The sequence below is a fragment of the Bradyrhizobium dasycarpum genome (assembly GCF_042019905.1).
In the GTDB taxonomy this organism is placed as follows: Bacteria; Pseudomonadota; Alphaproteobacteria; order Rhizobiales; family Xanthobacteraceae; genus Bradyrhizobium; species Bradyrhizobium japonicum_B.
In genome coordinates this window covers 1,239,216-1,263,832 of record NZ_CP169574.1, presented here as the reverse complement: position 1 = coordinate 1,263,832, position 24,617 = coordinate 1,239,216, and the positions used below count along the sequence as shown (strand labels likewise).

At 65.7% G+C, this 24,617-nt stretch carries 20 protein-coding genes and 2 pseudogenes; 9 read left to right on the top strand and 13 right to left on the bottom strand.

Going from position 1 to position 24,617, the window contains the following annotated elements:
* Positions 1-35 precede the first annotated feature (35 nt).
* The gene (locus ACETMP_RS06440) at positions 36-1,487 is read left to right on the top strand and encodes an aldehyde dehydrogenase (RefSeq protein ID WP_375160311.1); all 1,452 of its coding nucleotides are present in this window, start codon (positions 36-38) and stop codon (positions 1,485-1,487) included.
* A gap of 104 nt (positions 1,488-1,591) precedes the next feature.
* On the opposite strand, the gene ACETMP_RS06435 is transcribed toward ACETMP_RS06440, so the two are convergent.
* Both ACETMP_RS06435 and ACETMP_RS06430 read right to left on the bottom strand, forming a co-directional pair.
* Positions 1,592-3,583, bottom strand: a complete 1,992-nt coding sequence (locus ACETMP_RS06435) for a TonB-dependent siderophore receptor (protein ID WP_375161853.1) — start codon at positions 3,581-3,583, stop codon at positions 1,592-1,594.
* Between the two features lie 581 nt (positions 3,584-4,164).
* On the bottom strand, positions 4,165-4,971 hold the full coding sequence (locus tag ACETMP_RS06430; protein ID WP_375160310.1) for an enoyl-CoA hydratase/isomerase family protein: 807 nt from the start codon (positions 4,969-4,971) through the stop codon (positions 4,165-4,167).
* 121 nt (positions 4,972-5,092) lie between these two features.
* Here ACETMP_RS06430 and nthA point away from each other — a divergent pair, with 121 nt between their 5' ends.
* The 3 genes from nthA to ACETMP_RS06415 are packed head-to-tail and all read left to right on the top strand — an operon-like array spanning position 5,093 to position 6,755.
* Entirely contained in the window at positions 5,093-5,722 is a 630-nt protein-coding gene (gene nthA / locus ACETMP_RS06425) for a nitrile hydratase subunit alpha (RefSeq protein ID WP_375160309.1), read from the top strand.
* A complete protein-coding gene (gene nthB / locus ACETMP_RS06420; RefSeq protein ID WP_375160308.1) occupies positions 5,719-6,378 on the top strand; it encodes a nitrile hydratase subunit beta in 660 nt (219 codons plus the stop codon). Before nthA ends, nthB begins: the two co-directional genes overlap by 4 nt.
* Complete coding sequence (locus tag ACETMP_RS06415) at positions 6,378-6,755, top strand: nitrile hydratase accessory protein (RefSeq protein ID WP_375160307.1); 378 nt, start codon at positions 6,378-6,380, stop codon at positions 6,753-6,755. Before nthB ends, ACETMP_RS06415 begins: the two co-directional genes overlap by 1 nt.
* A 168-nt stretch (positions 6,756-6,923) precedes the next feature.
* Here ACETMP_RS06415 and queC read toward each other — a convergent pair whose 3' ends face one another.
* Positions 6,924-7,637: a 7-cyano-7-deazaguanine synthase QueC gene (queC, locus tag ACETMP_RS06410; RefSeq protein WP_375160306.1), complete on the bottom strand. Its 714-nt coding sequence runs from the start codon at positions 7,635-7,637 to the stop codon at positions 6,924-6,926.
* Positions 7,638-7,930: 293 nt separating this feature from the next.
* Between queC and ACETMP_RS06405 the strand changes: the two genes are divergently transcribed.
* Positions 7,931-8,341 (top strand): hypothetical protein, encoded by a 411-nt coding sequence (locus ACETMP_RS06405; protein ID WP_375160305.1) that lies wholly within the window; start codon positions 7,931-7,933, stop codon positions 8,339-8,341.
* Between the two features lie 77 nt (positions 8,342-8,418).
* Positions 8,419-9,273, top strand: coding sequence for a nucleoside triphosphate pyrophosphohydrolase (gene mazG / locus ACETMP_RS06400; RefSeq protein WP_375160304.1), 855 nt, complete (start codon positions 8,419-8,421; stop codon positions 9,271-9,273).
* Positions 9,274-9,454: 181 nt separating this feature from the next.
* Here mazG and hflX read toward each other — a convergent pair whose 3' ends face one another.
* From hflX to ACETMP_RS06380, 4 genes and pseudogenes are all read right to left on the bottom strand, one after another.
* Complete coding sequence (gene hflX, locus ACETMP_RS06395) at positions 9,455-10,837, bottom strand: GTPase HflX (RefSeq protein WP_375160303.1); 1,383 nt, start codon at positions 10,835-10,837, stop codon at positions 9,455-9,457.
* Positions 10,838-10,848: 11 nt separating this feature from the next.
* The gene (hfq, locus tag ACETMP_RS06390) at positions 10,849-11,097 is read right to left on the bottom strand and encodes an RNA chaperone Hfq (protein WP_007591126.1); all 249 of its coding nucleotides are present in this window, start codon (positions 11,095-11,097) and stop codon (positions 10,849-10,851) included.
* A gap of 311 nt (positions 11,098-11,408) precedes the next feature.
* Positions 11,409-12,779, bottom strand: a complete 1,371-nt coding sequence (locus ACETMP_RS06385) for a sigma-54-dependent transcriptional regulator (protein WP_375160302.1) — start codon at positions 12,777-12,779, stop codon at positions 11,409-11,411.
* A 17-nt stretch (positions 12,780-12,796) separates the two neighbouring features.
* Positions 12,797-15,186, bottom strand: a pseudogene (locus ACETMP_RS06380) (ATP-binding protein).
* 177 nt (positions 15,187-15,363) lie between these two features.
* Here ACETMP_RS06380 and ACETMP_RS06375 point away from each other — a divergent pair.
* Positions 15,364-15,510 (top strand): hypothetical protein, encoded by a 147-nt coding sequence (locus ACETMP_RS06375; RefSeq protein ID WP_196236024.1) that lies wholly within the window; start codon positions 15,364-15,366, stop codon positions 15,508-15,510.
* 168 nt (positions 15,511-15,678) lie between these two features.
* On the opposite strand, the gene ntrC is transcribed toward ACETMP_RS06375, so the two are convergent.
* The 3 genes and pseudogenes from ntrC to dusB form a co-directional block, all read right to left on the bottom strand.
* The gene (ntrC, locus tag ACETMP_RS06370; RefSeq protein WP_028136498.1) at positions 15,679-17,121 is read right to left on the bottom strand and encodes a nitrogen regulation protein NR(I); all 1,443 of its coding nucleotides are present in this window, start codon (positions 17,119-17,121) and stop codon (positions 15,679-15,681) included.
* A gap of 9 nt (positions 17,122-17,130) precedes the next feature.
* Positions 17,131-18,301 (bottom strand): annotated as a pseudogene (locus ACETMP_RS06365) (nitrogen regulation protein NR(II)).
* Entirely contained in the window at positions 18,298-19,251 is a 954-nt protein-coding gene (gene dusB, locus ACETMP_RS06360) for a tRNA dihydrouridine synthase DusB (protein ID WP_375161852.1), read from the bottom strand. Before dusB ends, ACETMP_RS06365 begins: the two are co-directional and overlap by 4 nt.
* 320 nt (positions 19,252-19,571) lie before the next feature.
* Between dusB and ACETMP_RS06355 the strand changes: the two genes are divergently transcribed.
* Both ACETMP_RS06355 and ACETMP_RS06350 read left to right on the top strand, forming a co-directional pair.
* On the top strand, positions 19,572-20,768 hold the full coding sequence (locus tag ACETMP_RS06355) for a bifunctional 2-C-methyl-D-erythritol 4-phosphate cytidylyltransferase/2-C-methyl-D-erythritol 2,4-cyclodiphosphate synthase (protein WP_375160301.1): 1,197 nt from the start codon (positions 19,572-19,574) through the stop codon (positions 20,766-20,768).
* A gap of 3 nt (positions 20,769-20,771) precedes the next feature.
* A complete protein-coding gene (locus ACETMP_RS06350; protein ID WP_375160300.1) occupies positions 20,772-21,377 on the top strand; it encodes a CinA family protein in 606 nt (201 codons plus the stop codon).
* Positions 21,378-21,383: 6 nt separating this feature from the next.
* Here the strand turns inward: ACETMP_RS06350 and ACETMP_RS06345 are convergent, their stop codons facing one another.
* The 3 genes from ACETMP_RS06345 to lipA all read right to left on the bottom strand — a co-directional run bounded on the left by ACETMP_RS06345 (position 21,384) and on the right by lipA (position 24,613).
* A complete protein-coding gene (locus ACETMP_RS06345; RefSeq protein WP_375160299.1) occupies positions 21,384-22,163 on the bottom strand; it encodes a mechanosensitive ion channel family protein in 780 nt (259 codons plus the stop codon).
* Positions 22,164-23,167: 1,004 nt separating this feature from the next.
* The gene (locus tag ACETMP_RS06340) at positions 23,168-23,638 is read right to left on the bottom strand and encodes a type II toxin-antitoxin system RatA family toxin (RefSeq protein ID WP_375160298.1); all 471 of its coding nucleotides are present in this window, start codon (positions 23,636-23,638) and stop codon (positions 23,168-23,170) included.
* An 18-nt stretch (positions 23,639-23,656) separates the two neighbouring features.
* Complete coding sequence (lipA, locus tag ACETMP_RS06335; RefSeq protein WP_375160297.1) at positions 23,657-24,613, bottom strand: lipoyl synthase; 957 nt, start codon at positions 24,611-24,613, stop codon at positions 23,657-23,659.
* Positions 24,614-24,617 lie beyond the last annotated feature (4 nt).

Below are 24,617 nucleotides of genomic sequence, written 5' to 3'. Positions count from 1 at the left end.
CCCAGCAACCCCTCCCGCAATTCTTGGAGAGCTCCATGAACGCCATCGACCTTCTGATCGCCGGCAAGGACCAGGCGGCCAGCAACCAGCGCACCTTTCAGCGCCACAACCCGATCTCAGGCGAGATCGCGACCATCGTCGCGGCGGCCTCGATCGACGACGCGATGCGCGCCGCGGACGCTGCGGCGGCCGCGTTTCCTGCCTGGTCGCAACTTGCTCCGTCCGAGCGCCGCAAGCGGCTCAATGCAGCCGCCGACATCCTGGCGCGCCGGGCGGCGGAATTCACCGCTCTGATGGTGGCCGAGACCGGCGCCACCGCGGGCTGGGCCGGCTTCAACGTCCATCTGGCCGAGGGCATGCTGCGCGAAGCCGCAGCAATGACGACCCAGATTTCCGGCGAGGTGATTCCGACCGACGTGCCCGACAATCTCGCCATGGCGTTCCGCCAGCCGGTCGGCGTCGTGCTCGGCATTGCGCCGTGGAACGCGCCGGTGATTCTCGGCGTGCGCTCGGTCGCGATGCCGCTCGCCTGCGGCAATACGGTGGTGCTGAAGGCGTCGGAAATGAGCCCCGGCGTGCACCGGCTGATCGGAAGCTGCCTGGCGGAGGCCGGCCTCGGTGACGGAGTCGTCAATGTCGTCACCAACGCGCCCGAGGATGCGCAGGCTGTGGTCGAAGCGTTGATCGCGCACCCCGCGATCCGCCGCGTCAACTTCACCGGCTCCACCCGTGTCGGCAAGCTCATTGCGCTGGCTTGTGCGAAGCATCTGAAGCGCGCCCTGCTGGAACTCGGCGGCAAGGCCCCGCTCGTGATCCTCGACGATGCCGATCTCGACGCCGCCGTGAACGCGGCAGCATTCGGCGCATTCATGAACCAAGGCCAAATCTGCATGTCGACCGAGCGGATTGTCGTCGACGACAAGGTGGCGGACGCCTTCATCGCCAGGTTTGCCGCCAAGGCGAAGAGCCTTCCCCATGGCGATCCCCGCAAGAGCAATGTCGTGCTCGGATCGCTCGTCAGCGGTGCGGCCTGTGACCGCGTTCGGGGCTTGATTGACGATGCGCTCGCCAAGGGCGCCGTGGTCGCGGCCGGCGGCCACGGCAGCGGCACCATCATGCCAGCCACGATCGTCGATCACGTCACGCCGGCAATGCGCATCTATGGTGAGGAAAGTTTTGGTCCGGTGGTGACCGTCGTCCGTGTCAGCGGAATAGACGAGGCGGTGCGCGTGGCCAATGACACCGAATACGGCCTCTCCTCGGCCGTGTTCGGCCGTGACATCGCCCGCGCCCTCGGCGTTGCCAAGCGGATCGAGGCGGGCATCTGCCATATCAACGCCCCGACCGTGCATGACGAGCCGCAGATGCCGTTCGGCGGCACCAAGGCGTCAGGTTATGGCCGCTTCGGCGGCAAGGCGGCAATCGACGAATTCACGGAGCTGCGCTGGATCACGGTGCAGACCGGGCCGCGGCACTACCCGTTCTGATTGCCGACAGGCCGCCTCCGTGGCAGCACGGGCCGACGGCCGCTTCTGCCGCATGGGCGGCACCGGATGGTCCGGCTCGTACGCCGGACCATCCGCACCTGACCTCACCAGCGGTAGGTCAGCTTGCCGATGGCTTTCCGTCCTTCGGCGTACATGCAGCCCGACAGGCCGTAGCAGGCGGCGACATAACGTGTGTCCGCCAAATTGGTGACGTTCACCGACAGACGCCAATTGTCCCTGGTATAGGCAAGCAGCGCGTCCAGCACCGTGGCCGATCCCACCTTGAACGTGTTGGCCTCATCGCCCCAGGTGGCGCCGATGTAGCGGATGCCGCCGCCGAACTGCAAACCCGCCAGCAGCCCGTTCTGGAGCGTGTAGTCGCTCCACAACGAAGCGCGGTTGAGCGGCACGGGGATCGGCGCCTTGCCGACATTGACCGGATCCTGCGTGACGACGGCATCGACATAGGCATAGGCGGCCCGCAAGTTCCAGCCGTCAGCGAGCGACATCGAACCTTCGAGCTCGATGCCACGCGATTTCACCTGCCCGATCTGTTCGTAATAAGTGGTTGTAGGCACGTAGACGCCGACGTTGTCGCGCGTCAGGTCGAAGGCGGCGAAAGTGAACAGCGCGTTCCAGCCGAGCGGCTGGTACTTGACGCCGACCTCGTACTGCACCCCGGTCTCGGGATTGAGCATCTGTCCCGCGGCATTGGTCGCCAGCACCGGCAGGAACGATTCCGAATAGCTGAAATAGGGCGCGATGCCGTTGTCGAAATTGTACATGACGGCGGCGCGACCGGTGAAGGCCGAGGCATCCTTCGTGACCGACGAGGGGGTGAATACATCGGTATCGACCTGGGTCGTCACGAAGTCCTCGCGACCTGCGAGCAGGAACGAGAGCCGGCCGAGCTTGATCTGATCCTGCGCGTAGAGGCCGAGCTGCGACTGCTTGACACCCTTGTTGTCGTACATGCCGCCCATGGTCCAGTCGTAGCTGTAGACCGGGTTGAAGACGTTGATTTCGGGCGAGGAGGTCGTGACGGCAAAGGCGGTGTCGCGGAACGTGGTGTTGCGATAGTCGAGCCCGACCAGGGTATTATGGCTGAGGATGCCGGTGACGAACTTGCCCTGGAGCTGGTTGTCCACCGCGAAGGAGTTGATGTACGAGTTGCTGTAACTGCCGAAGCGCCCGAGCTGTCCCGCCGCTTCGTTGGTGTAGCCGGTGCCGTAGAAGACCTTCTCCTCGTTGTGCTGATAGGCGTAGCGCAGGTTCTGCCGGAAGGTGATGTTGTCGGTGAAATTGTGCGACAGCTGATAGCCGGCGGTCGCGATCTCGGTGTTGAACGCGTCGAAGCTCGGCACGCCCGCGAAGAACGAGACCGGGATGGTGCGGCCGTTGTTCGGCCAGACCGTGCCCGAGGCCGGCAGGAACTGAAGGCCCCACCCTGCCCGGTCGCGCTGATAATTGGCGAGCAAGGTGATCGTCGTGTCCTCGTTCGGCTTGAACGTGACCGCGGGCGCGATGAAGACGCGGTTGTCCTTGGTGAAGTCGACCTGCGTCTCGCCGTCGCGGACGACGCCGGTCAGGCGCCACAGCACGGTGCCCTCCTTGTTGGCGGGGCCGCCCATGTCGAACTGGCCCTGGTAGCGGTTGAAGCTGCCGCCGGAGATCGAGGCCTCGCCGAACTGCTGTGCAGTCGGCAGTTTCGTCACGTAGTTGAGGATGCCGCCGGTGCCGCTGCCGCCATACATCGCCGAGGACGGCCCCTTCAGCACTTCCAGGCGCTCGGCGCCGTAGGGATCGAGACCGTTGAAGTGCACGTAGTTGCTCGAGGGAATCCGCAGGCCGTCGACGTAGAGGCCGGACATGGTCGTGTCGAAGCCGCGAATCTGGAGCGCGCCGAAGCGGGTGTCGGAACCGCCATTGACGTCGCCGCTGACGCCGGCGGTGTAGCGCAGTGCTTCGCCGATCGAGACCGCGCCCTGATTCCTGACCTGGTCGGTGGTGATCACGGACACCGATTGCGGAGTCTCGATCAGCGGAATATCCGTCTTGGTGGCGGTGCCGCTCCGCGTGGCAACGAAGCCGCGCACCGGACCGTTGGCGCGTTCGCCCGTAGCGCCGCTCGATGATGCCGACTGGGTTGGTGCGGCCTGCTGCGCGGGAGACCGGCGATTGGCGCGCGAGGTCCGCGTCGCCGCCCTTCGCGACGATGCAATCGCCGCAGGACGGGCGCGTTGAGCCGGCGCATCGACGGTGACCGCCGGAATCTGCGTCTGGGCCTCCGCGGACCCAACCGGGATGACGAGACAAAGCGTGCTGACCGCTCCGAGGCAGAGAATCTGGATCTGGCGAGAACGCGCGTTGTCACGCGAAGAAAATTGGAAGTCGGTCACGTCTTTCGAAGCCCCCACGCACTGCCGGCTTTGCCGGTATCGTTCTTGATGCCTCGCCGTAACGCAGGCAGGTTCGGAGCGCGAGAGATGCGTCGTTAGAATTTATCGAGACTGGGGAATAGACACTGCGACCAATGCGCGCTCGCGCGTCGCCGCTGCGTCGCTACTTTAGAATTGGAATACTTCCAGAGGGGAGCTCGGGATTTGTTCGAGATCCGATCTTTGACATGGCTGCATCGCATGATCAGCGTCGACGAGCCTCAAGGAACGCTTGAACCCTACTTCCCCTTGAAGCGCGGCTTGCGCCGGCCCAGGAACGCCTCGACGCCCTCCTTGTGATCCTCGCTGAAGCTGGCGAGCGCGAACTGATCGACATCCATGTGGCTGGCGAGATCGTCCAGCGCATGCGCGAGCCGGTTGACGGTGAGCTTCGTCATCGCCACCGAGAGCGGTGGCTGCGCGGCGACCTTGCGGGCGAGCTCCATGGCGGCATCGAAGGCATGGCCGGGATCGGTCACCTGTTCCACCAGGCCCCATTCATAGGCCTCATCCGCCGAAATGCGCTGGTCGGCCAGGATCACCGCCTGCTTGGTGCGGGCGGGTCCGATCAGATGCAGCATGCGCGGGATGCTCTGCCAGCTCATGTTCATGCCGAGCCCGATCTCGGGCACGCGCAGATGCGCGTCGTGTCCCATCACGCGGAAATCGAGCGCCACGGCCAGCGCGACGCCGCCGCCGACGCAAAAACCCTCGATCGCCGCGATCGTGATCTGCTCCATCTCCTGCCAGGCGTGCGTCAGGCGCGGCCCGAGCTTGAGGTGCCGGCGCAGCGTGCCGAGGTCCATCTCCTTGCGCGAGCGGCCCTCGTCGTCCTTCAAGTCGAAACCGGCGCTGAAGGCGCTGGTGCTGCCTGTCAGAACCACGACCGAGGTGGCCGCATCGTCTTCGAAACTGCGCGCCGCCGCCGTGAGCTGGCGCAGTGCCTCCGGAGAGAGCGCGTTGATACCATCGCCGCGGTCGAAACGCACCACCGCAATCCGGCCCTCGGGCCCGAGGCCCTTTTCGATCTTCACATAGTCGGTCACCAGCATCTCCCGATCAGCTTTGCGGCGACCCTAGCCTACATCCGGCCTCACGAACATGGGACCCGGTCGCGCTGTCCGGCATACTCGACAGGCCCGGGCCATTGCGCCTATCCTTGGCGCCATGAGCCACGATCACGACCATCATCACGATCACGACCATTCCGAGCTGTCGGAGACCGAGCTGCGCGTGCGCGCGCTCGAGACCATCCTGACGGAAAAGGGCTATGTCGAGCCTGCCGCGCTCGACGCCATCATCCAGGCCTACGAGACCAAGATCGGCCCGCACAACGGCGCACGCGTCGTCGCCAAGGCCTGGACCGATCCGGGCTTCAAGAAGGCCCTGCTGGAGGACGGCTCCAAGGCGATCGGCATGCTCGGCCATGTCAGCCGCGTCGGCGACCATCTCGTCGTCGTCGAGAACACGCCCGAGCGCCACAACATGGTCGTGTGCACGCTATGCTCCTGCTACCCCTGGGAGATGCTGGGGCTGCCGCCGGTCTGGTACAAGGCCGCGCCCTACCGCTCGCGCGCGGTGAAGGACCCACGCGGCGTGCTCGCCGATTTCGGCGTCACCCTGCCGAAGGACATTGAAATCCGGGTGTGGGATTCCACCGCCGAGACCCGCTTCCTGGTGCTGCCGATGCGCCCCGCGGGCACGGAGGGGTGGAGCGAGGAGCAGCTCGCCGAGCTCGTCACCCGCGACTCCATGATCGGCACAGGCTTTCCCAGGACGCCGGGAGCGCCGTCATGAACGGCGTGCACGACATGGGCGGCATGGACGGGTTCGGCAAGGTCGAGCCCGAACCGAACGAGCCGATGTTCCACGAGGAATGGGAGTCACGTGTGCTCGCGATGGTGCGCGCGATGGGCGCGGCCGGCGCATTCAACATCGACACCTCGCGCTTCTATCGCGAGACCCTGCCGCCGCACGTCTATCTCTCGAGCTCCTATTACAAGAAATGGTTTCTCGGGCTGGAGGAGATGCTGATCGCGAAGGGCTACCTCACCCGCGAGGAAGTCGCCGCCGGCCACGCGATGCAGCCCGCAAAGGCGCTCAAGCACGGCAAGTTCGATCTTGGCCAGGTCGAGCGCATCATGGTGCGCGGCAAGTTCGACCGCCCGGCGCCCGCACCTGCCAGGTTCAAGATCGGCGATCGCGTGCGTGCCAAGAACATCCACCCCAAGACGCACACGCGGCTGCCGCGCTATGTCCGCGGCCATGTCGGAATCGTCGAGCTCAATCATGGCTGCCACGTGTTTCCCGATACGGCGGCGATGGAGCTCGGCGAGCATCCGCAATGGCTCTACACCGTCGTGTTCGAAGGCCGCGATCTCTGGGGCGAGAACGGCGATCCGACCCTGAAGGTCTCGATCGATGCCTTCGAGCCCTATCTGGATCCGGCGTGATGAGCAGCGCGCTTGCCGCCGCCGCGACGGCGGCCATTCCGAGCATTCCGCGCGACGACGACGGTCCGGTGTTCCGCGCGCCCTGGGAGGCCCATGCGTTCGCGATGGCCCTGACGCTGCACCAGCGCGGCGTGTTCACGTGGCCGGAATGGGCAGCGGCCCTGGCCTCGGAGATCAAGCGGGCGCAGGCCGCGGGCGACCCTGATACGGGCGAGACCTATTACCTGCACTGGCTCGCCACGCTGGAAGGCCTGGTGGCAAGCAAAGGCGTCGCCTCATTGGACGCGCTGCACCGCTATCGCGATGCCTGGGACCGCGCCGCCGATCGCACCCCGCATGGCAAGCCGATCGTGCTGCAGCCTGAGGATTTCAGCTAGCTTGCGCACGCCCGTGTCCCGGACAAGCTGCAACGCGTAAGCGTTGCTGCGCAGAGCCGGGACCCAGCCGGCGAGACGATGCCCTACCGAAACATGGGCCCCCTCTGCAGCGCACCGCTGAAGGAGCGCTGCGCTGCGTCCGGCGCACGAGCGGAGTACGGCGCGGCCTCAGCGCCCCGCCACGAACTCCCGCCACCCCTTTGCCCGCAGGCTGCACGCCGGACACTCGCCGCAGCCATAGCCCCAGTCATGCTGTGCGCCGCGTTCGCCGAGATAGCAGGTGTGGGAGTGCTCGCGGATCAGATCGACCAGCCCCTCGCCCCCGAGATCCTGCGCCAGCTGCCACGTCGCGGCCTTGTCGATCCACATCAAGGGCGTATGCAGCTCGAACTTCCTGGCCATGCCGAGCGACAGCGCCGTCTGCATGGCGCGGATGGTCTCGTCGCGGCAATCGGGATAGCCGGAATAATCCGTCTCGCACATGCCGCCGACGATGTGGGTGATGCCGCGCCGGTAGGCCAGCGCCGCCGCGAAGGTCAGGAACACCAGGTTGCGGCCGGGCACGAAGGTGTTCGGCAGGCCGTCGGCGCCCATCGCGATCGCGACGTCGCGCGTCAGCGCGGTCTCGGACACCGCCGCCAGCGTCGGGATCGACAGGGTATGGCTGTCGCCGAGCTTTGCGGCCCAATCCGCGCGCAACGCCTTCATGCCGTCGAGCAGCCGCTCGCGGCAGGCGAGCTCGATGGCGTGGCGCTGGCCGTAGTCGAACCCCAGCGTCTCCACGCGCGAGAAGCGGCTGAGCGCCCAGGCAAGGCAGGTGGTGGAATCCTGCCCGCCGGAGAAAAGCACCAGGGCTGTTTGTGATGTAGATGTGTCCTTCATGGGCCTCAGGTAGTCCAGTTCGTCGACGCCATCAATGCAAGGATCACACGTGACGTTCGCGCCGGAGGGCAAGTTGCAGCTGCATGCTCGCGCTGGTAGCGTAACGGAACTGCCATACGATGTGGGGATGGGCGGTGACATGGGTTATTTTCGAGGACTGACCAGCAGCAGTTTCAAGACCACCGAGGACGGACGCCGGCTGTTCTATCCCTGGGGCGTTCTCGGCCGCGGCTACTTGGTCGGCTCAGAGGAGAATTATGGGCGGCTCCGAAAGCAGATGAAGACCTATGCAGATGAAGACCTATATCGTGGTTTCAGTCCTGCTGATCATCGTCGCACCCAGCCTTTTTCGAGGATTCAACCTCGGCGTCTCCGCGGCGCTCGCCGGCGTCTGCTTGGCATTTTATCTCACTTGGATGTGCATTCTGCTCCCCAGCTTGAACGCGACAGACCAAGGGCTGTCTTTGAAGGAGAGCATGACGTCCCAGGCACGCGCGCATGGCCCGATCGCGCTCTGGCTCCTGACAATCGTGTCTTTGGTGCTCGTCGCCGGCGGAGTCCTGATGTTCGTCGCCCAGCCGGGCAGCAGATTGATTGCGCTCGTGCCAATCCTGTTTTTGGATTTTGCGCGGCGCTGTTCATTCGCATGCTCCTGCTTCGGCGGACGGTGGTCTGATCCCCATCAGGCTGCCGGTGGAAATTAGCCCAATTTCTGCTTGTTCCGCTGGGATCAATGCCGGGCTTTTGGCATAAAGCCGGAAACGCGCAACTCCGGTGCCCAATGACCCCTTCCCGCGACATTTCCCGCCTGATCGAGATCATGGCGGCGCTGCGCACGCCGGTGACCGGCTGCCCCTGGGACCTCGAGCAGAATTTTGCGACCATCGCGCCCTACACGATCGAGGAAGCCTATGAGGTGGTGGACGCCATCACGCGCGGCGATCTCGACGATTTGCGCGAGGAGCTCGGCGACCTGCTGTTACAGGTCGTGTTTCACGCCCAGATGGCCTCGGAGCAGAACGCTTTCGCGTTCGGCGACGTCGTCGAAGCCATCACGAGAAAGATGATCCGGCGCCATCCCCACGTCTTCGCCGACAAGGACGGCAACCTCGCCTCCTCTCGCGTCAAGGAAGTCTGGGACCGCATCAAGGCCGAGGAAAAAGCCGAGCGCGCCGCGCGCCGGCCGCCGGGGGAGACACCGGCGCAGAAATCGCTGCTCTCAGGCGTGAAGGCGGGCCAGCCCGCGCTGACCCGCGCCATGGAGCTGCAGCGCAAGGCCTCTACCGTCGGCTTCGACTGGAACGACCCGCGCGCGGTGCTGGCCAAGATCCGCGAGGAAGCCGACGAGATCGAGAGCGCGCTCGACCGTGGCGACAAGCGGGAGCTGGCGGAAGAGACCGGCGACCTGATGTTCGCCCTCGTCAACCTCGCCCGCCACGTCGATGCCGATCCGGAAGCCGCGTTGCGTGCGACCAACGCTAAATTCGAGCGGCGCTTTGCCTATATCGAACGGGCGCTGGAGGCGCAGGGCCGGACGCTGGAGCAGGCTTCGCTGGCGGAGATGGACGCGCTGTGGAACGAGGCGAAGGGCGAGACGAAGCCAACGTCGGAAGAACGCAAGGAAGCCAGCCGCTAACTTTCATGCTCGTCCTGGCGAATGCCAATTCGTAGGGTCGGCAAGGCGACTTGTCCGCCGTAGCCCGAAGAGCGAAGGCGGGAGCGTGCCCACCACCTGTCTCATATCGCGAAATGATGGTGGGCACGGCGCTGTGCGCCTTTGCCCACCCTACGAGCGCTGCGTTGTCCGGGACGACTGGTTATGTGGCGTGATGCGGCACCGCGTCGAACCTCGACACCACGATGTCCCGCTTGGTCTCGTCCACCCGCACCGTCATGTCGAAGCGGCCGTCGTGCAGCTCCTTCGACAGCACCTCGGCATTGCGGTGCAGCCAGCTGATGCCGGCGCCGTCGGCAGCGTCGATGGAGAGGTCGAGCGTGGTGCGCTTGGCGGCAAGGCGTTCCTCGATCGCGGCGAGCAATGCATCGACGCCCTCGCCCGTGACGGCGGAGACCAGCATGGCGGGGTGGTCCGCAGGCCGGCGCGCCGCGATGTTCAGCAGCTCCTCGCGCTGCTCGGCATCGTAACGGTCGATCTTGTTCCAGACCTCGATGATACGGCCTGAATCATCGGGGTTGATGCCGAGCTGGCGCAGCACTGCGTCGACGTCGCTTTGCTGGGCCTCGGCATCCTCATGCGAGATGTCGCGCACATGGAGAATGACGTCGGCCTCGAGCACCTCCTCCAGCGTGGCGCGGAAGGCGGCGACCAGCTGGGTCGGCAGGTTGGAGATGAAGCCGACCGTGTCCGACAGCATGGCCTTGCCGCCATGCGGCAGGTTGAGTGCGCGCAAGGTCGGATCGAGCGTCGCAAACAGCATGTCGGCAGCCTGCACGTCGGCGCGGGTCAGGCGGTTGAACAGCGTCGACTTGCCGGCATTGGTGTAGCCGACCAGCGCGACGACGCGATACGGCACGCGTTGACGTCCCGCACGATGCAGCCGCCGCGTCGCCTGCACCTTCTTCAGCTCGCCCTCGAGCTTGGAGATGCGCTCCTGGATGAGGCGGCGGTCCGCTTCGATCTGCGTCTCGCCGGGACCGCCCATGAAGCCGAAGCCGCCGCGCTGGCGCTCCAGATGGGTCCATGAGCGCACCAGGCGCGAGCGCTGGTAGTTGAGATGCGCGAGCTCGACCTGGAGCGAGCCTTCCCGCGTCTTGGCACGGCGGCCGAAGATTTCCAGAATGAGGCCGGTGCGATCGAGCACCTTGGCGTGCAGCTCCTTCTCGAGATTGCGCTGCTGGATCGGCGCCAGCGCGCAATCCATCACCACGAGCTCGACGTCCAGGGTCTTGATCAGGCCGGCGATCTCCTCGACCTTGCCCTTGCCGATATAGGTGGCGGGGCGGATCTGGCTGACCGGCGCGATGATGGCGTCGGCGACGACGAGATCGATCGCCCGCGCAAGGCCGGCGGCTTCGTCGAGCCGGGCCTCGGCGTCACGCAGGACATGAGTTTCCGACTGCGCGTCGGCACTGCCTGCGCGCACTCGCAAATAGGGGCCGACGACAAGCACCCGCCCCGTTTGCTTAGCCCCTGCCGACCGCGGACGGTCGGCATCCCCGTCGAAATTCCGGGGTTCCAATCAGATCACTCTCAAGCCGGCTGATCCTCGCCGCCTTCGAACAGCTGGATCGGAGCGCCAGGCATGATGGTCGAGATCGCATGCTTGTAGACCAGCTGCGAATGACCGTCGCGCCGAAGCAGCAAACAGAAATTGTCGAACCAGGTCACGATGCCCTGGAGCTTTACTCCGTTGACCAGAAAGATCGTCAGTGGCGTCTTGGTTTTGCGAACGTGATTGAGGAAGGTGTCCTGTAGGTTTTGTGCGCGGTCTGCCGCCATTGTTCTTTTCTCGCTTTGAGTTTCTTTTATTGCGCCGGTCGCGGCCCTCTTTGTGAGGTTCGGGGCCTCTCCCGGTTGCCGCTCCGTCATGAGATCCCCCTCGGACGGAACAGCTGTGCGATTAGAGGACAGGTGGGCCTATTAGGCAAGCCGCTTCAGGTGGCAGCCCCCGCCAGATTGTCCCGAAAAAATACGGAAATCGATGATTTTCCTGCTTTATCCCTGAGCTGCCGCGGCCATGTCGCGGCGCTAGATTCTGTTTTCACGTCTCTTTCCGCATGCGAGCCGGTGGCCGCTTCGCGCGAGGCGCGCTAGCCGACACCGAGCGCCTTCAACTTTCGATGCAGCGCCGACCGTTCCATGCCAACGAACTCGGCCGTACGAGAAATATTTCCTGAGAAACGGCTGATCTGTGCAATCAAATAGTCGCGCTCGAACACTTCGCGCGCCTCGCGCAGCGGCAGGCCCATGATGTGCTCGCCATTGTTGCTGGTCGGCATCGCCGGCACCATGGAGCCGACGTCCTGTGGCAACATGTCCGCCGTGATGATGACCTCCGGCCCGCCTGCCGCGAGAATCATGACCCTCTCGACGTTGTTGCGGAGCTGGCGGACATTGCCTGGCCAGACATGCGATTGCAGCACGGCCATCGCGTCCTGCCCGATCTGCCGCTTCGGCAGGCCGCTGCCGGCCGAGATCTGCTCCATGAAATAGTCGATCAATTCGGGGATGTCCTCGCGCCGTTCCGAGAGCGCGGGCACGCGGATCGGCACCACCGAGAGCCGGTGGTAGAGGTCCTCGCGGAAACGGCCGGCCGCGATCTCCTCTTCGAGGTTGCGCGCGGTCGAGGAGATGATGCGCACGTCGACCTGCACCTTGGCGGTGCCGCCGACGCGCTGGAACGACTGCTCCACCAGCACGCGCAGAATCTTGTTCTGGGTCTCGCGCGGCATGTCGGCGATCTCGTCGATGAACAGCGTGCCGCCATGGGCTTCCTCGAGCGCGCCTGGCTTGCGCGGCTGCTCGCCGTTGGACTGCTCGATGCCGAACAGTTCGTGCTCCATGCGATCGGGGGTGATCGCGGCCGCGTTGATGACGACGAAGGGACCGTCGGCACGGCCCGAGGCCGTGTGCAGCGTGCGTGCGGTCAATTCCTTGCCGGCGCCGGCGGGGCCGACGATCAGGATGCGGCTGTTGGCCTTGGCGGCGCGCTCGATGGTCTGGCGCAGCTGGTTCATGCTGGGCGAGCGGCCGACGAGCTGGCTCGCGCTCGGCGCGAGCTGCTTCAGCTCCTTGACCTCGCGCTTCAGCCGCGAGTTCTCCAGCGCCCGGGTCGCGACCAGGATCAAGCGGTCGGCCTTGAACGGCTTCTCGATGAAATCGTAGGCGCCGCGCTTGATCGCAGCGACCGCGGTCTCGATGTTGCCGTGGCCGGAGATCATCACGACCGGCAGGTCGGCGTTGTCTTTCTTGACCTGCTCCAGCAGCTGCAAGCCGTCGAGCTTGGAGCCTTGCAGCCAGATGTCGAGGAACACCAGGTGCGGCCTGCGGTTGGCGATCTCGGCGAGTGCCGTATCGCTGTCGCGTGCGGTTCGGGTCACGAAGCCCTCGTCCTCGAGAATGCCCGCAACGAGATCGCGAATATCGGCCTCATCATCGACGATCAGAATTTCACTTGCCATGGATCGCGCCTGTCATGTCAGCTGCCTGTTGAGGCTTCGATTTTCGTTGATTCATTGGTCTGTTCGGCGGGCTCTTTGGTTTCGGCCGCCGGCTCTTTTGTTTCCGGCGCCGCCTCTTTCGCCGGCCCCGTCACCGTGTCCTTGGTGATGTCCTTGGCCGCCGGCGCCTGCTCGGCTCCTCGGCTTTGGCGGGTTGCCCGGAGATGGCAAAGCGCAACCGCATCCAGGCACCGCGCTGGCCCTCCCGGAAGTCGGAGGCATCTTTCAGCTCGATACGGCCGCCATGGTCTTCCAGCACGCGGCCGACGATCGCAAGGCCAAGGCCGGTGCCCTTGGCGCGGGTCGTGACGTAGGGTTCGAGCAGCCGCGAGCGCGCGACCTTGGGCAGGCCGATGCCGTTGTCGATGACGTCGATCAGCACATCATCGCCCTCGCGGGAGACGACGACGTCGATCCGGCCTTTGCCGAGCTCTTCGGGCGGGACCTGCTCGATCGCCTCGGTGGCGTTCTTGACGATGTTGGTGACCGCCTGGGAGATCAGCCGGCGGTCGAACTGGGCCCGGAGCGGATCCTGCTTGAACTCGGCCTCGATGTCGATCTCGGGGTGGGCGACCTTCATCAGGAACACGGCCTGCCGCACGGTGTCGGCGACGTCCTCGCCCTCCATCACCGGCTTCGGCATCCGCGCAAAACGCGAGAACTCGTCGACCATGCGGCGGATGTCGTCGACCTGGCGCACGATGGTGTCGGTGCACTGGTCGAAGATCTGCTTGTCCTTGGCTTCGGTGATGTCCTTGCCGAACTTGCGGCGGATGCGTTCGGCCGAGAGCTGAATCGGCGTCAGCGGATTCTTGATCTCGTGCGCGATGCGGCGCGCCACGTCGCCCCAGGCCGAGGTGCGCTGCGCCGAGACCAGCTCGGTGATGTCGTCGAGCGTGATGATGTAGCTGTCGTGCGGCTGATTCTTCTCGGCGCTGACCCGGACCGACAGATTGCGCTCCTGCCCGTCGCGCGTGATCGTGATCTGCCCCTGCACCAGGCGCTGGGTCCCTTCCCGCGCCGCCTTCATCATCTCGTCGAGCTCGGGCAGCACGTCGGAGAGCGGATGGCCGAGCGTCTCGGATTCGGCGTGCCCGATCAGCTTCTCGGCCGAGCGGTTCAAAATGCCGACGCTGCCGGAGGCGTCGACGCCGATGATGCCGGCGCTCGCCGAGGACAGCACGGCCTCGATGAAGCGGCGGCGGCTGTCGATGAGGTCGCTGGCGTTGACGAGCTCGTCGCGCTGGCTGCGCAATTCCTGCGTCATCTTGTTGAAGGTCTCGCCAAGCTGGGCCAGATCGCCTTCCGACTGGTGCACCGGCACCTGGACATGGAGATCGCCGGTCGAGACCGTGTGGGCCGCGTTCATGAGCCGCCGGATCGGCGAGACCAGCGAGTTGGCGAAGTTGAGGCCGATCAGCACCGAGGCCATCAGGATGGTCAGCGCGATCACGGCGAACATCAGCGCGAAGGCGACCTGGATACCGAGCCGGCGCGACTCGATCTGGGCATATTCGGCGACGCTGACCTCTGTCTGCTTGAGCTGATTGACGACGTTGGGATCAAGCGGGCGGGCGACATAGAGGAAGGTGTCGTTGAACGCGCGCAACCGGATCACCGCGGCGACGAAGCTCGCATCGGGGAGCACCGCGATCTCGGGCTCGTTCTCGTTGACGTTGCTGAGGAAGTCGGGCGCCGGCGGCGAATAAGCCAGCCGCATGCCGGTGTCGGCGGATTCCAGGATGTTGGTGTTCTTGTCGATGATCATCGCGCCCGGCAGATTGCGCGAACCGGCGCTGGCGGTCAGCATCTCGCGGAACGAGCGGCGATCCTGGTCGTAGAGCGGCCGGGCATGCGCGATGTCGTTGGCCATGCCGAGAATGTCGCCGCGGATCAGCTGGGCATGGTCCTGCATGTAGGCCCGCGCGATCGTCAGCGAGTTCTGGATCACCTGCTTGGTCGGCCCGGAGAACAGCCGGTCGAGGCCGCGCTCGATGGTGACGTTGGCGACGATGGCGACCAGCACGGCCGGCAGCACCGCCACGATTGAGAACAGGCTGACGATCTGGACATGGAGGCGCGCCGCCGCCCGGCCCCGCCGCCGCGCCAGGATCAGCTGCCAGAGCTCGCGGACGATGATGCCGACCAGCAGCAGGATCGTGGCGGCGTTAATCAGGTAGAACGAGCGGACCACCTCGGGCGTCGGCTCGATCCTGGTGAGGCCGGTCAGGACCAGGAAGGTCAGGAAGGCCGACAGCAGCGCCAACGCCACGGCAAACGGAGCCAGCCAGCGTCGCGCCGACCAACGCCGGGGCTCTTCCGCTGGGGCCGTGTCAAAGTGTGCGGCCGAGGTCTCTGCGCTGGTCATTCCGGCAATGGCGATGCTGAAAAGGGGTCCGCGGGCGCGCGGATACTGATGTATTCGTACCACATTGTTGCCGAATTGCGACAATTCCGCGGCGCTTCCCAGCGCCCGACATCCGCCATCCACAACCACATGCGGCCAGAACGGGAACGGAATCCGGCCATTCCGGCTTGACCCGGCATGGATAGATATTTTCTAGCGACGATGGTGTCGGCCGTTCTGCTGCTGATTGTGGCCGCCGACCTCCTGGTCAACGGCCTGGGCCTCCAGCCGCCGTTGCTGAATGTCGCCAGCGTCACGCCGGCATCGGCCCGGCTGGTCAGATAGTGCGACGCTGCGCCATGCGGCCGGATGACCAATTGATCAGGTCCGGCGGAACATTTCGGCCCCGTCCCGACTTCTGCTCACCGCGTCAGCCACAACGGCCAGCGCGATCCGGACAGGCTCAGCTCTGCCTTGGTAGGGGGAGCTGAGCCACCGTCGGTTCCGCAATGATCAGCCCCCGCTGCGATAGACCTGGATGTCGAGATCCCGGATCTTCTTGCGCAGCGTGTTGCGGTTGAGGCCGAGCAGGTCGGCGGCGCGGATCTGGTTGCCGCGGGTGGCCGCCAGCGCCGCCGTGAGCAGCGGCACCTCGATCTCCTTGAGGATGCGGTGATAGAGGCCGGGCGGCGGCACGCCGTTCGGAAAGCCCTGGAAGTGCGAGGACAGATACGCTTCCACAGCGCCGCCGAGATTGTCGACGCCCTGCTGGACCGCGGCGCCCGGGCTGACCGAGGGCGGCGCAAGCTCGCCGTCGATGACGGACGCCGTGATGACGTCCTGCGGATAAAGCGCGGCGAGACGCCGGGCGAGATTCTCCAGCTCGCGCACGTTGCCGGGCCAGCGGTGCTGCTTCAGCCGCTCCAGCGCCAGCGTGTCGAGCTTCTTCGGCGGCAGGCCGTCCTTCTCGGCCAGCGCAAAGAAGTGCCGCACCAGATCCGGCAGGTCCTCGATGCGCTCGCGCAAGGGAGGCAGCCGCAGCGGCACGACGTTGAGGCGGAAGAACAGATCCTCCCGGAACAGGCCTTGCTGGATCAGCACGCGCAGATCCTTGTTGGAGGCCGCGACGATGCGCACGTCGGTCTTGATCGGCGTGCGGCCGCCGACGGTGGTGTATTCGCCCTGCTGCAGCACGCGCAGAAGCCGCGTCTGCGCCTCCATCGGCATGTCGCCGATCTCGTCGAGGAACAGCGTGCCGCCTTCCGCCTGCTCGAACCGGCCGGAGGCGCGGGTGTTGGCGCCGGTGAAGGCGCCGCGCTCATGGCCGAACAGCTCGGATTCGATGAGGTCGCGCGGGATCGCGGCCATGTTGACGGCGACGAACGGGCCGTTGCGGCGCTTGCCGTAATCATGCAGCGCGCGCGCGACCAGCTCCTTGCCGGTGCCGGACTCGCCCGTGATCATCACGGTGAGGTCGGTCTGCATCAGGCGTGCGAGCACGCGATAGATTTCCTGCATCGCCGGCGAGCGGCCGACCAGCGGGATCGCCTCCATCTCGGCGTCCTCGTCCGGCGTCGAGACGCGCTCCTTCGGCTCGGCCAGCGCACGGCCGACGATGGCGATCAGCTCCTTGAGGTCGAAGGGTTTCGGCAGATATTCGTAGGCCCCGCGCTCGGAGGCGCGGATCGCCGTCATGAAGGTGTTCTGCGCGCTCATGACGATGACGGGCAGATTCGGCCGCATCTTCTTGATCCGCGGCAGCAGGTCGAAGGCGTTTTCGTCCGGCATCACCACGTCGGTGATGACGAGATCGCCCTCGCCCTGGCTGACCCAGCGCCACAGCGTTGCGGCATTGCCGGTGAGCCTGACCTCATAGCCGGCCCGAGACAGCGCCTGATTGAGAACGGTGCGGATGGCGGTATCGTCATCAGCTACGAGAATGCTACCTGCGGGCATCGTTAATCCTCATTTCGCCCCCTGTGACACAGGCGACGACTTCCCGGCAGAGTCGGCGCGACTGCTTTGATCGGCATGTTTCGCCGATGTGGAATACATCGGCATCAGCACGCGGAAGGTGGTCCTGCGCGGCTGAGATTCTGCATTCGATGATGCCCCCGTGATCGCCGACGATCTTGGCGACCAATGCAAGACCCAGGCCCGAGCCGGTCTGCTTGGTGGTCACGAAGGGGTCGAACAGGTTGGGCAGAAGATCGTCCGGCACGCCCGGTCCGTTGTCCTTCACGCAGAATTCGAGCGGCAACGATACCCGGGATTTTTGACCGGGGACTGACAGGCGCACGCCGGGGCGGAACGCGGTGGTGAGCTGGATCTCGGCGTCGGGCACGTCGATCAGCGCCTCGGCGGCGTTCTTCACGAGGTTGAGGAACACCTGGATCAGCTGGTCCTGGTTCGCCAGCACAGGCGGCAGCGAAGGGTCGTAATCCTCGATGAAGCGGATGTTGCGGGCAAAACCCGACTGCGCCAGCCGCTTCACGTGGTCGAGCACGGAGTGGATGTTGACGGGCCCGCGCACCACGGGACGCTCGTCGCCGAACACCTCCATGCGGTCGACCAGCGTCACGATGCGGTCGGCCTCGTCGCAGATCAGGCGCGTCAACATGCGGTCCTCGGACGAGGCCTGCTGCTCCAGGAGCTGCGCCGCGCCGCGGATGCCGGACAGCGGGTTCTTGATCTCGTGCGCCAGCATCGCGGCCAGCGCGATCACCGAGCGCGCCGCGCTGCGATGGGTGAGCTGGCGGTCCATCTTGTCGGCGATGGTGCGCTCCTGCAGCATCACCACGATATGGCCGGGGCGCTCGGTGAGCGGGGCGACATGGAGGTCGACCTGGCGGTCGCCGCCCATGCGCGGCGTGCCGAGATCGACCTTGTATTCATTCACCGGCGAGTTCGACGAGCGCACCTGGTCGATCAGCGCCAGCAACGGGCTGCCGAACGGCACCAGCTCCTTCAGCGACTGCCGCTTCAGGAACTGCGTCGAGATCTCGAAGAAGGCTTCGGTGGCGATGTTGGCGGCGACGATCTTGCCGTCCGGCCCGATCATCAGAACGGGATTGGGCAAGGCATCGAGCATTGCGTCGCTGTCGGATGGCCCGCGATGTTCGGCGGCTGAGCTCATGCAGCAGCGCTCCATGCGAAGTCGTCGAACGCATCCCGCAGCGACTGGTGGACGAGGCGCGGATCCTCCGAGGTGAGGATCGTCTGGCGCCACGACTTCAGCTTCTCGACGGACGCGCCGCTCGCCGCGGCCGCGACGTCGAGGGCCCAGCCGAGATGCTTGCGGGCGTGCTTCAGTCCGACGCGGAGGCCATAGAGCGTGCAGACGCCCTCATAGAGCGTGCGGACGTAATGCAGCTGGGTTTCGAGCGAGGGCACAGCTTCCTCGGCCCCGCCCTTCAGGCGGCGGCCGATCTGGCCGGGCAGCCAGGGCTGGCCCTGCGCGCCGCGGCCGATCATCACGGCGTCGGCGCCGGAGGCCTCGAGCGCCGCGCGCGCCCGCTCATAGGAGGTGATGTCGCCGTTGACGACGAGCGGAATGGCGATGACCTCGCGCACGGCGCGGATGGCATCCCAATCGGCCTCGCCCTTGTAGAACTGGCTGCGGGTGCGGCCGTGGACCGTCACGAGCTTGATGCCGGCGGCCTCCGCGCGCCGCGCCAGCTCCGGCGCGTTGCGGCTGCGGTCGTCCCAGCCGAGCCGCATCTTCAGCGTCACCGGCACCTTCACCGCCGCGATGGTGGCATCGATCAGGCTGACGGCATGGTCGAGGTCGCGCATCAAGGCCGAGCCGGACTGGCCGCCGGTGACGTGGCGGGCCGGACAGCCCATGTTGATGTCGATGATGTCGGCGCCTTCGGCCTCGGCGATCCGGGCCCCCTCGGCCATCCAATGGGCCTCGCAGCCGGCGAGCTGGACCACGTGCGGGCCGATTCCGGCGGCTTCGCAACGCAACCGGGACATCCAATGGCCGTTGGCGAGCTCGTCGCTGGCGGTCATTTCGGACACGACGAGACCGGCACCAAGCTCCGCGGCCAGCCGGCGGACGGGCGAGTCGGTCACCCCCGACATCGGTGCCAGGAAGACCGGAATGGCGACATCAATATCGCCTATCTTCAACGGCTTAGAGCCGGATATTGCCGAACCGGTCACAGGGGTCTCGTGGACTGGGCAGGGCCTCATCGCGCCTGCCATGATCTATCTTGCGCACAATTCTTGTGCAGTCAAGCGTCATGCCTACAGTTTAGACAATTCTGCAGATCTTTCAAGTGCAGTGCAGCAAAATGCCGTTGCGAACAATCCGGGGAAACCCCTTTTTTTGCGAGCCTGCCGTGCTAGAGGCATGCGGCCCCACTCCCCGACTCCCATCACCAACTGAGTATTTGAGTCCTATGGCGAAATCACAGCGCACCGCGGTCGTCCTCGTCGCAGCCGGGCGTGGACTGCGTGCGGGCGCCGGCGGGCCGAAGCAATATCGCGAGATCGGCGGCGTGCCCGTGATCTATCGCGCCATGGAAGCCTTCAGCCGTCACGCCGACGTGTTTGCGGTGCAGCCGGTGGTGAACCCCGATGACAGCGCGATGTTCACGGCTGCGGTCGCGGGGCTCGAGCACGAGCCGCCGGCCAATGGCGGCGCGACGCGGCAGGCCTCGGTGCTATCGGGCCTCGAAGCGCTCGCGCAGTACAAGCCCGACATCGTCCTGATTCACGACGCCGCGCGGCCCTTCGTCTCGGAAGGATTGATCTCGCGCGCGATCGAGGCGGCCAGCCGAACCGGCGCCGCCATTCCCGTCGTCCCTGTCACCGATACGATCAAGGTCACCGGCGCGAGCGGCAATGTCGAGGGCACGCCGGACCGCGCCTCCTTGCGGATCGCGCAGACGCCGCAATCCTTTCGTTTCGACGTCATCCTCGAAGGGCATCGTCGCGCGGCGAAGGACGGGCGCAGTGATTTCACCGACGATGCCGCGATTGCCGAATGGGCGGGATTGACGGTTGCAACCTTTGAAGGCGATGTTGCCAACATGAAGCTCACCACACCCGAGGATTTCGTGCGCGAGGAAGCGCGCCTGGCGGCGCAGCTCGGCGATATCAGGACCGGCACCGGCTACGACGTGCACGCCTTCGGCGAAGGCGACCACGTCATGCTCTGCGGCGTGCGCGTGCCGCATACCAAGGGTTTTCTCGCCCATTCCGACGGCGATGTCGGCCTCCACGCGCTGGTCGACGCCATCCTCGGCGCGCTCGCCGACGGCGACATCGGCTCGCACTTCCCGCCGAGCGATGCGAAGTGGAAGGGCGCCTCCTCCGACCAGTTCCTGAAATACGCCATCGAGCGCGTCACGGCGCGCGGCGGGCGCATCGCCAATCTCGAGGTCACCATGATCTGCGAGCGGCCGAAGATCGGCCCCCTGCGCGACACCATGCGCGCGAGCATCGCCGAGATCTCCGGCGTCGACATCTCGCGCGTCGCGGTGAAGGCGACGACCAGCGAGCGGCTCGGCTTCACCGGCCGCGAGGAAGGCATCGCCGCCACTGCGAGCGCCACCATCCGTCTGCCATTCAACGAAAAGACCTGGGGCGTGTAGGCCATGGGCGGCAGCGACGCACGCGCCCTCTCCCGCTCGCTGCTCGATCTGTGCCGGATGCGCAAGCTGACGGTCGCGACCGCTGAATCCTGCACCGGCGGCCTCGTCGCCGCCGCGCTGACCGACATCCCCGGCTCGTCCGACGTGATCGATCGCGGCTTCGTCACCTATTCCAACGACGCCAAGCGCGCCATGCTCGGCGTCGAAGCCGGCACGCTCGCCAATTTCGGCGCCGTCAGCAAGGAAACCGCAACCGCGATGGCGGTCGGCGCGCTGGAACGCGCCGGCGTCGATCTCGCCGTCGCCATCACCGGCATAGCCGGTCCCGGCGGCGCGACGCCCGGCAAGCCGGTCGGTCTCGTCCACTTCGCCGCCGCGGCACGCGATGGCCGGATCATCCACCGCGAGCATCGCTTCGGCGCGATCGGCCGCACCGCGGTGCGCCAGCGCTCCGTCGTCGAGGCGCTGCGCATGTTGATGGATCTGGCCCGCGGCCCGCAAGCCCAGACCAAGCCGCGCGCCGCCGCAACCCGCCTGCGCCCGCGCGTCACCCGCTCGCCGCGCCGGCACATTGTGAAGCGCAGGCCGCCGCGCTCGCCGCGGGGCTGATGTGGCTCATGCCGCCGCGAGCAATGCGCTCGCCCGATCGAGCACGCACTGCTTGACTGCGTCAGCCTGCGACGGTTTTGCCTTTGCGCTGACCGTCAATTCCAGGATCGGTGTCGCGGGATTGGCGACATCCAGTACCTTCGTGACGGTAACGGCCGGTTGCGAATGATCGTCGATGCGCGAGTCGTTGCGTAATTGCTCCAGGATGCGATCGGCCAGCGTATTGGCCGCGCCGGCCGGGACCGGAAACACCACCTTGATCTCGCCGGTGCCGGGATAGGCGCTGTGGTTGATGATGGCCGCGCCCCACACCTGTCCGTTCGGCAGCAGGATCTGCGTATTGTCGGGCGCGACCAGCTCGGTCATGAACAGCGACAGCGACTGCACCTTCCCGGCCTTGCCGGCCACCTCGACGTCGTCGCCGATGTGAAAGGGCCGGAACAACAGCAGCATCACGCCGGCGGCGAGATTGGACAGCGTGCCCTGGAGCGCGAGACCGATGGCAAGCGATGTGGCGCCCAGCACGGCAACGAGGCTTGCGGTCTGGATGCCGAACAGCTGAAGCACGGCGATGCCGACCACGGCGAGCACGCCGTAGCGCGCCACGCTGCCCACGAACAGCGTGACCAGCGGGTCGACGCGGTGCGTGACGCTCAGCAGGCGCGTGACGAAGCGCTGCATCGCGCCGGACAGATACCAGCCGATCGCGAGCAGCAGGATCGCGTAGATCGCGTTCAGGCCATAGAGGACGAGCGAGGCTTTCAGCGTTTCGAAATTGATGGTCATGGCGGCTCCGACCCGGACAATCCGGAGAGAACTCGCGGCGGCCCGAAATGATCCCGAAAGAACACATCCCGAAGGGCGGATTAGCGCTGCGTAATCCGCCGCATCTCCTGTCCGAGGCGAACAATGGCGGATTACGGCTTCGGCTCATCCGCCCTACGGCCCACAATTCCTTGCGTTGCCCGACGAGCGAAACACGCTAGGCGTGGGGCAAGCCCCTCTCATGAAAATATTCGCCTTTACAGAAGTTCGGATTTTTCGCATCGTCGCGCCACCTCATCCCGGTCAGAGGGGCGTATCGCGATCGTCACGAAACGTGGGGTGAGCTGCGGTGGACGCAAGTCACATCGGCGCGAGAGGCATCGCAGGGCGGGCGACCGTGAGCGACGGCCGGCGCGCACACGACCGGTGTGACATGCGTACGGCAAAACCGTGTGGTCCTGACGCCCGGGGTCTGTGCGTCAAGTCTTGCGGTGATGCGGCGGCCCGGCCGGGTGCGCGCATCAGCGATCTGCAAGGCGACGGGGGCAATAGTGCAACGCTCCCCGGGGAGAGCTCGGCATAAGCCGTCAAACCACTGCGCAGGGAAGGCCGGTTGTCTGGCTTCACCTGTATGCCGCTGTGCAGTTTCTTGACACGCAGGTTTCGCACAGTGGACCGCGGGTGCCCGGCCGGCATCCGGTCTTCCCTGCGCCCTTTGACAGAGGGCGATATGACCGCGCAAGACTCGGACAGGACCTGTCGCGAGAGCGCTGCGTCATGTTCAGTTCTCAAGAATCCCGAGGTTGACTCATTCCGTCTCGCAGCCGTCGCACGTCGCGGTGGATTGAAGTGTGAATTTCGTGCCCCGGACGCAGCGCAGCGCTCCTTCAGCGATGCGCTGCAGAGCTGGGGCCGCTGCAGAGCTGGGGCCATGTCTCCAAAGGCGCGTATGCGGCGGCATGGGTCCCGGCTCTGCGCAGCAGCGCTACGCGCTGCACCGCGTCCGGGACACGAGAGCCGGGCAGCTAAGTCGACGCCAGCTTCGGCCGGCCGTAGATCGCGTCCGCTCGTTTCTCGAACGCGGTGGAGAAGCGCGCGAAGGCGGCATCGAACATCGAGCCCATCAGCAACGCCAGCATGCGGCTCTTGAATTCGTAGGACAGGAAGAAGCCGACGTCGCAGACGCCCTCGCCTTTGGGCTCGAACGTCCAGCGGTTTTCCAGATTGCTGAAGGGACCTTGCAGATACTCGACGAGAATCTTCAGATTGGCGCGGTCGAGCGTCACGCGGCTGGTGAAGGATTCCTCGATCAGCTTGAACGACACCGTCATGTCGGCGACCAGCACCTCGGTGCCGTCGGGCTTGGCCATCCGCTGGCGCACCTTCAGCGCGCTGCAGAGCGGCACGAATTCCGGGTAGCGCTCGACGTCGGCGACCAGATCGAACATCTCGGATGCGCTGTGATTGACACGGCGCTTGCTCGAAAATTTGGGCATGATGGCTCAGATGGCGGTTCAGCGAGCGTGAGCTGCCCGCGCGGCCTTCAGTCTCGCAAAATCCTCGCCCGCATGATGCGACGAGCGGGTGAGCGGGCTCGCGGACACCATCAGGAAGCCCTTGGTGTAGGCCACCTTCTCGTAGGAGGCGAACTCGTCCGGCGGCACGTAGCGCATCACCGCATGGTGCTTGCGGGTCGGCTGCAGGTACTGGCCGATGGTCAGGAAATCGACGTCGGCGGAGCGCAGATCGTCCATCACCTGCTGCACCTCGTGACGCTCCTCGCCGAGGCCGACCATGATGCCGGACTTGGTGAAGATGGTGGGATCGAGCTCCTTGACCCGCTGCAGCAGCCGGATCGAGTGGAAATAGCGCGCGCCCGGCCGCACCGTGAGATAGCGCGAGGGCACGGTCTCGAGATTGTGGTTGAAGACGTCGGGCTTGGCGGCGACGACGATTTCGAGCGCCCCCTCCTTGCGCAGGAAGTCCGGCGTCAGGATCTCGATCGTGGTCGAGGGACACGCGGCGCGGATGGCGCGGATGGTCTGGGCAAAATGCTCGGCGCCGCCATCAGTGAGGTCATCGCGGTCGACCGAGGTGATGACGACATGGGCGAGGCCGAGCTTGGCGACCGCCTCGGCGACATTCTCAGGCTCGGCCGCATCCAGCGCATTGGGCAGGCCGGTCTTGACGTTGCAGAAGGCGCAGGCGCGGGTGCAGGTGTCACCCATGATCATGAAGGTGGCGTGCTTCTTGTCCCAGCACTCGCCGATGTTCGGGCAGCCCGCCTCCTCGCACACCGTGTGCAGGCCGTTCGACCGCACGATGTTGCGGGTGTCGGCATAGCCGCGGGTATTGGGCGCGCGCACGCGGATCCAGTCCGGCTTCGGCGGCGAAGCGGAATCGGGCCGGTTCACCTTTTCGGGGTGGCGCGGGCGCAGCGGGTTCGAGATGGTATCGACGATTACGACCATGGGG

Excerpts from the sequence above, each read along its gene's own strand:
- ACETMP_RS06440 (WP_375160311.1), top strand. The coding sequence starts at position 36 with ATGAACGCCATCGACCTTCTGATCGCCGGCAAGGACCAGGCGGCCAGC.
- nthA (WP_375160309.1), top strand. The coding sequence starts at position 5,093 with ATGAGCCACGATCACGACCATCATCACGATCACGACCATTCCGAGCTG.
- nthB (WP_375160308.1), top strand. The coding sequence starts at position 5,719 with ATGAACGGCGTGCACGACATGGGCGGCATGGACGGGTTCGGCAAGGTC.
- ACETMP_RS06415 (WP_375160307.1), top strand. The coding sequence starts at position 6,378 with ATGAGCAGCGCGCTTGCCGCCGCCGCGACGGCGGCCATTCCGAGCATT.
- queC (WP_375160306.1), bottom strand. The coding sequence starts at position 7,637 with ATGAAGGACACATCTACATCACAAACAGCCCTGGTGCTTTTCTCCGGC.
- ACETMP_RS06405 (WP_375160305.1), top strand. The coding sequence starts at position 7,931 with ATGAAGACCTATATCGTGGTTTCAGTCCTGCTGATCATCGTCGCACCC.
- mazG (WP_375160304.1), top strand. The coding sequence starts at position 8,419 with ATGACCCCTTCCCGCGACATTTCCCGCCTGATCGAGATCATGGCGGCG.
- hfq (WP_007591126.1), bottom strand. The coding sequence starts at position 11,097 with ATGGCGGCAGACCGCGCACAAAACCTACAGGACACCTTCCTCAATCAC.
- ACETMP_RS06385 (WP_375160302.1), bottom strand. The coding sequence starts at position 12,779 with ATGGCAAGTGAAATTCTGATCGTCGATGATGAGGCCGATATTCGCGAT.
- ACETMP_RS06375 (WP_196236024.1), top strand. The coding sequence starts at position 15,364 with ATGGATAGATATTTTCTAGCGACGATGGTGTCGGCCGTTCTGCTGCTG.
- ntrC (WP_028136498.1), bottom strand. The coding sequence starts at position 17,121 with ATGCCCGCAGGTAGCATTCTCGTAGCTGATGACGATACCGCCATCCGC.
- dusB (WP_375161852.1), bottom strand. The coding sequence starts at position 19,251 with ATGTCGGGGGTGACCGACTCGCCCGTCCGCCGGCTGGCCGCGGAGCTT.
- ACETMP_RS06355 (WP_375160301.1), top strand. The coding sequence starts at position 19,572 with ATGGCGAAATCACAGCGCACCGCGGTCGTCCTCGTCGCAGCCGGGCGT.
- ACETMP_RS06350 (WP_375160300.1), top strand. The coding sequence starts at position 20,772 with ATGGGCGGCAGCGACGCACGCGCCCTCTCCCGCTCGCTGCTCGATCTG.
- ACETMP_RS06345 (WP_375160299.1), bottom strand. The coding sequence starts at position 22,163 with ATGACCATCAATTTCGAAACGCTGAAAGCCTCGCTCGTCCTCTATGGC.
- ACETMP_RS06340 (WP_375160298.1), bottom strand. The coding sequence starts at position 23,638 with ATGCCCAAATTTTCGAGCAAGCGCCGTGTCAATCACAGCGCATCCGAG.
- lipA (WP_375160297.1), bottom strand. The coding sequence starts at position 24,613 with ATGGTCGTAATCGTCGATACCATCTCGAACCCGCTGCGCCCGCGCCAC.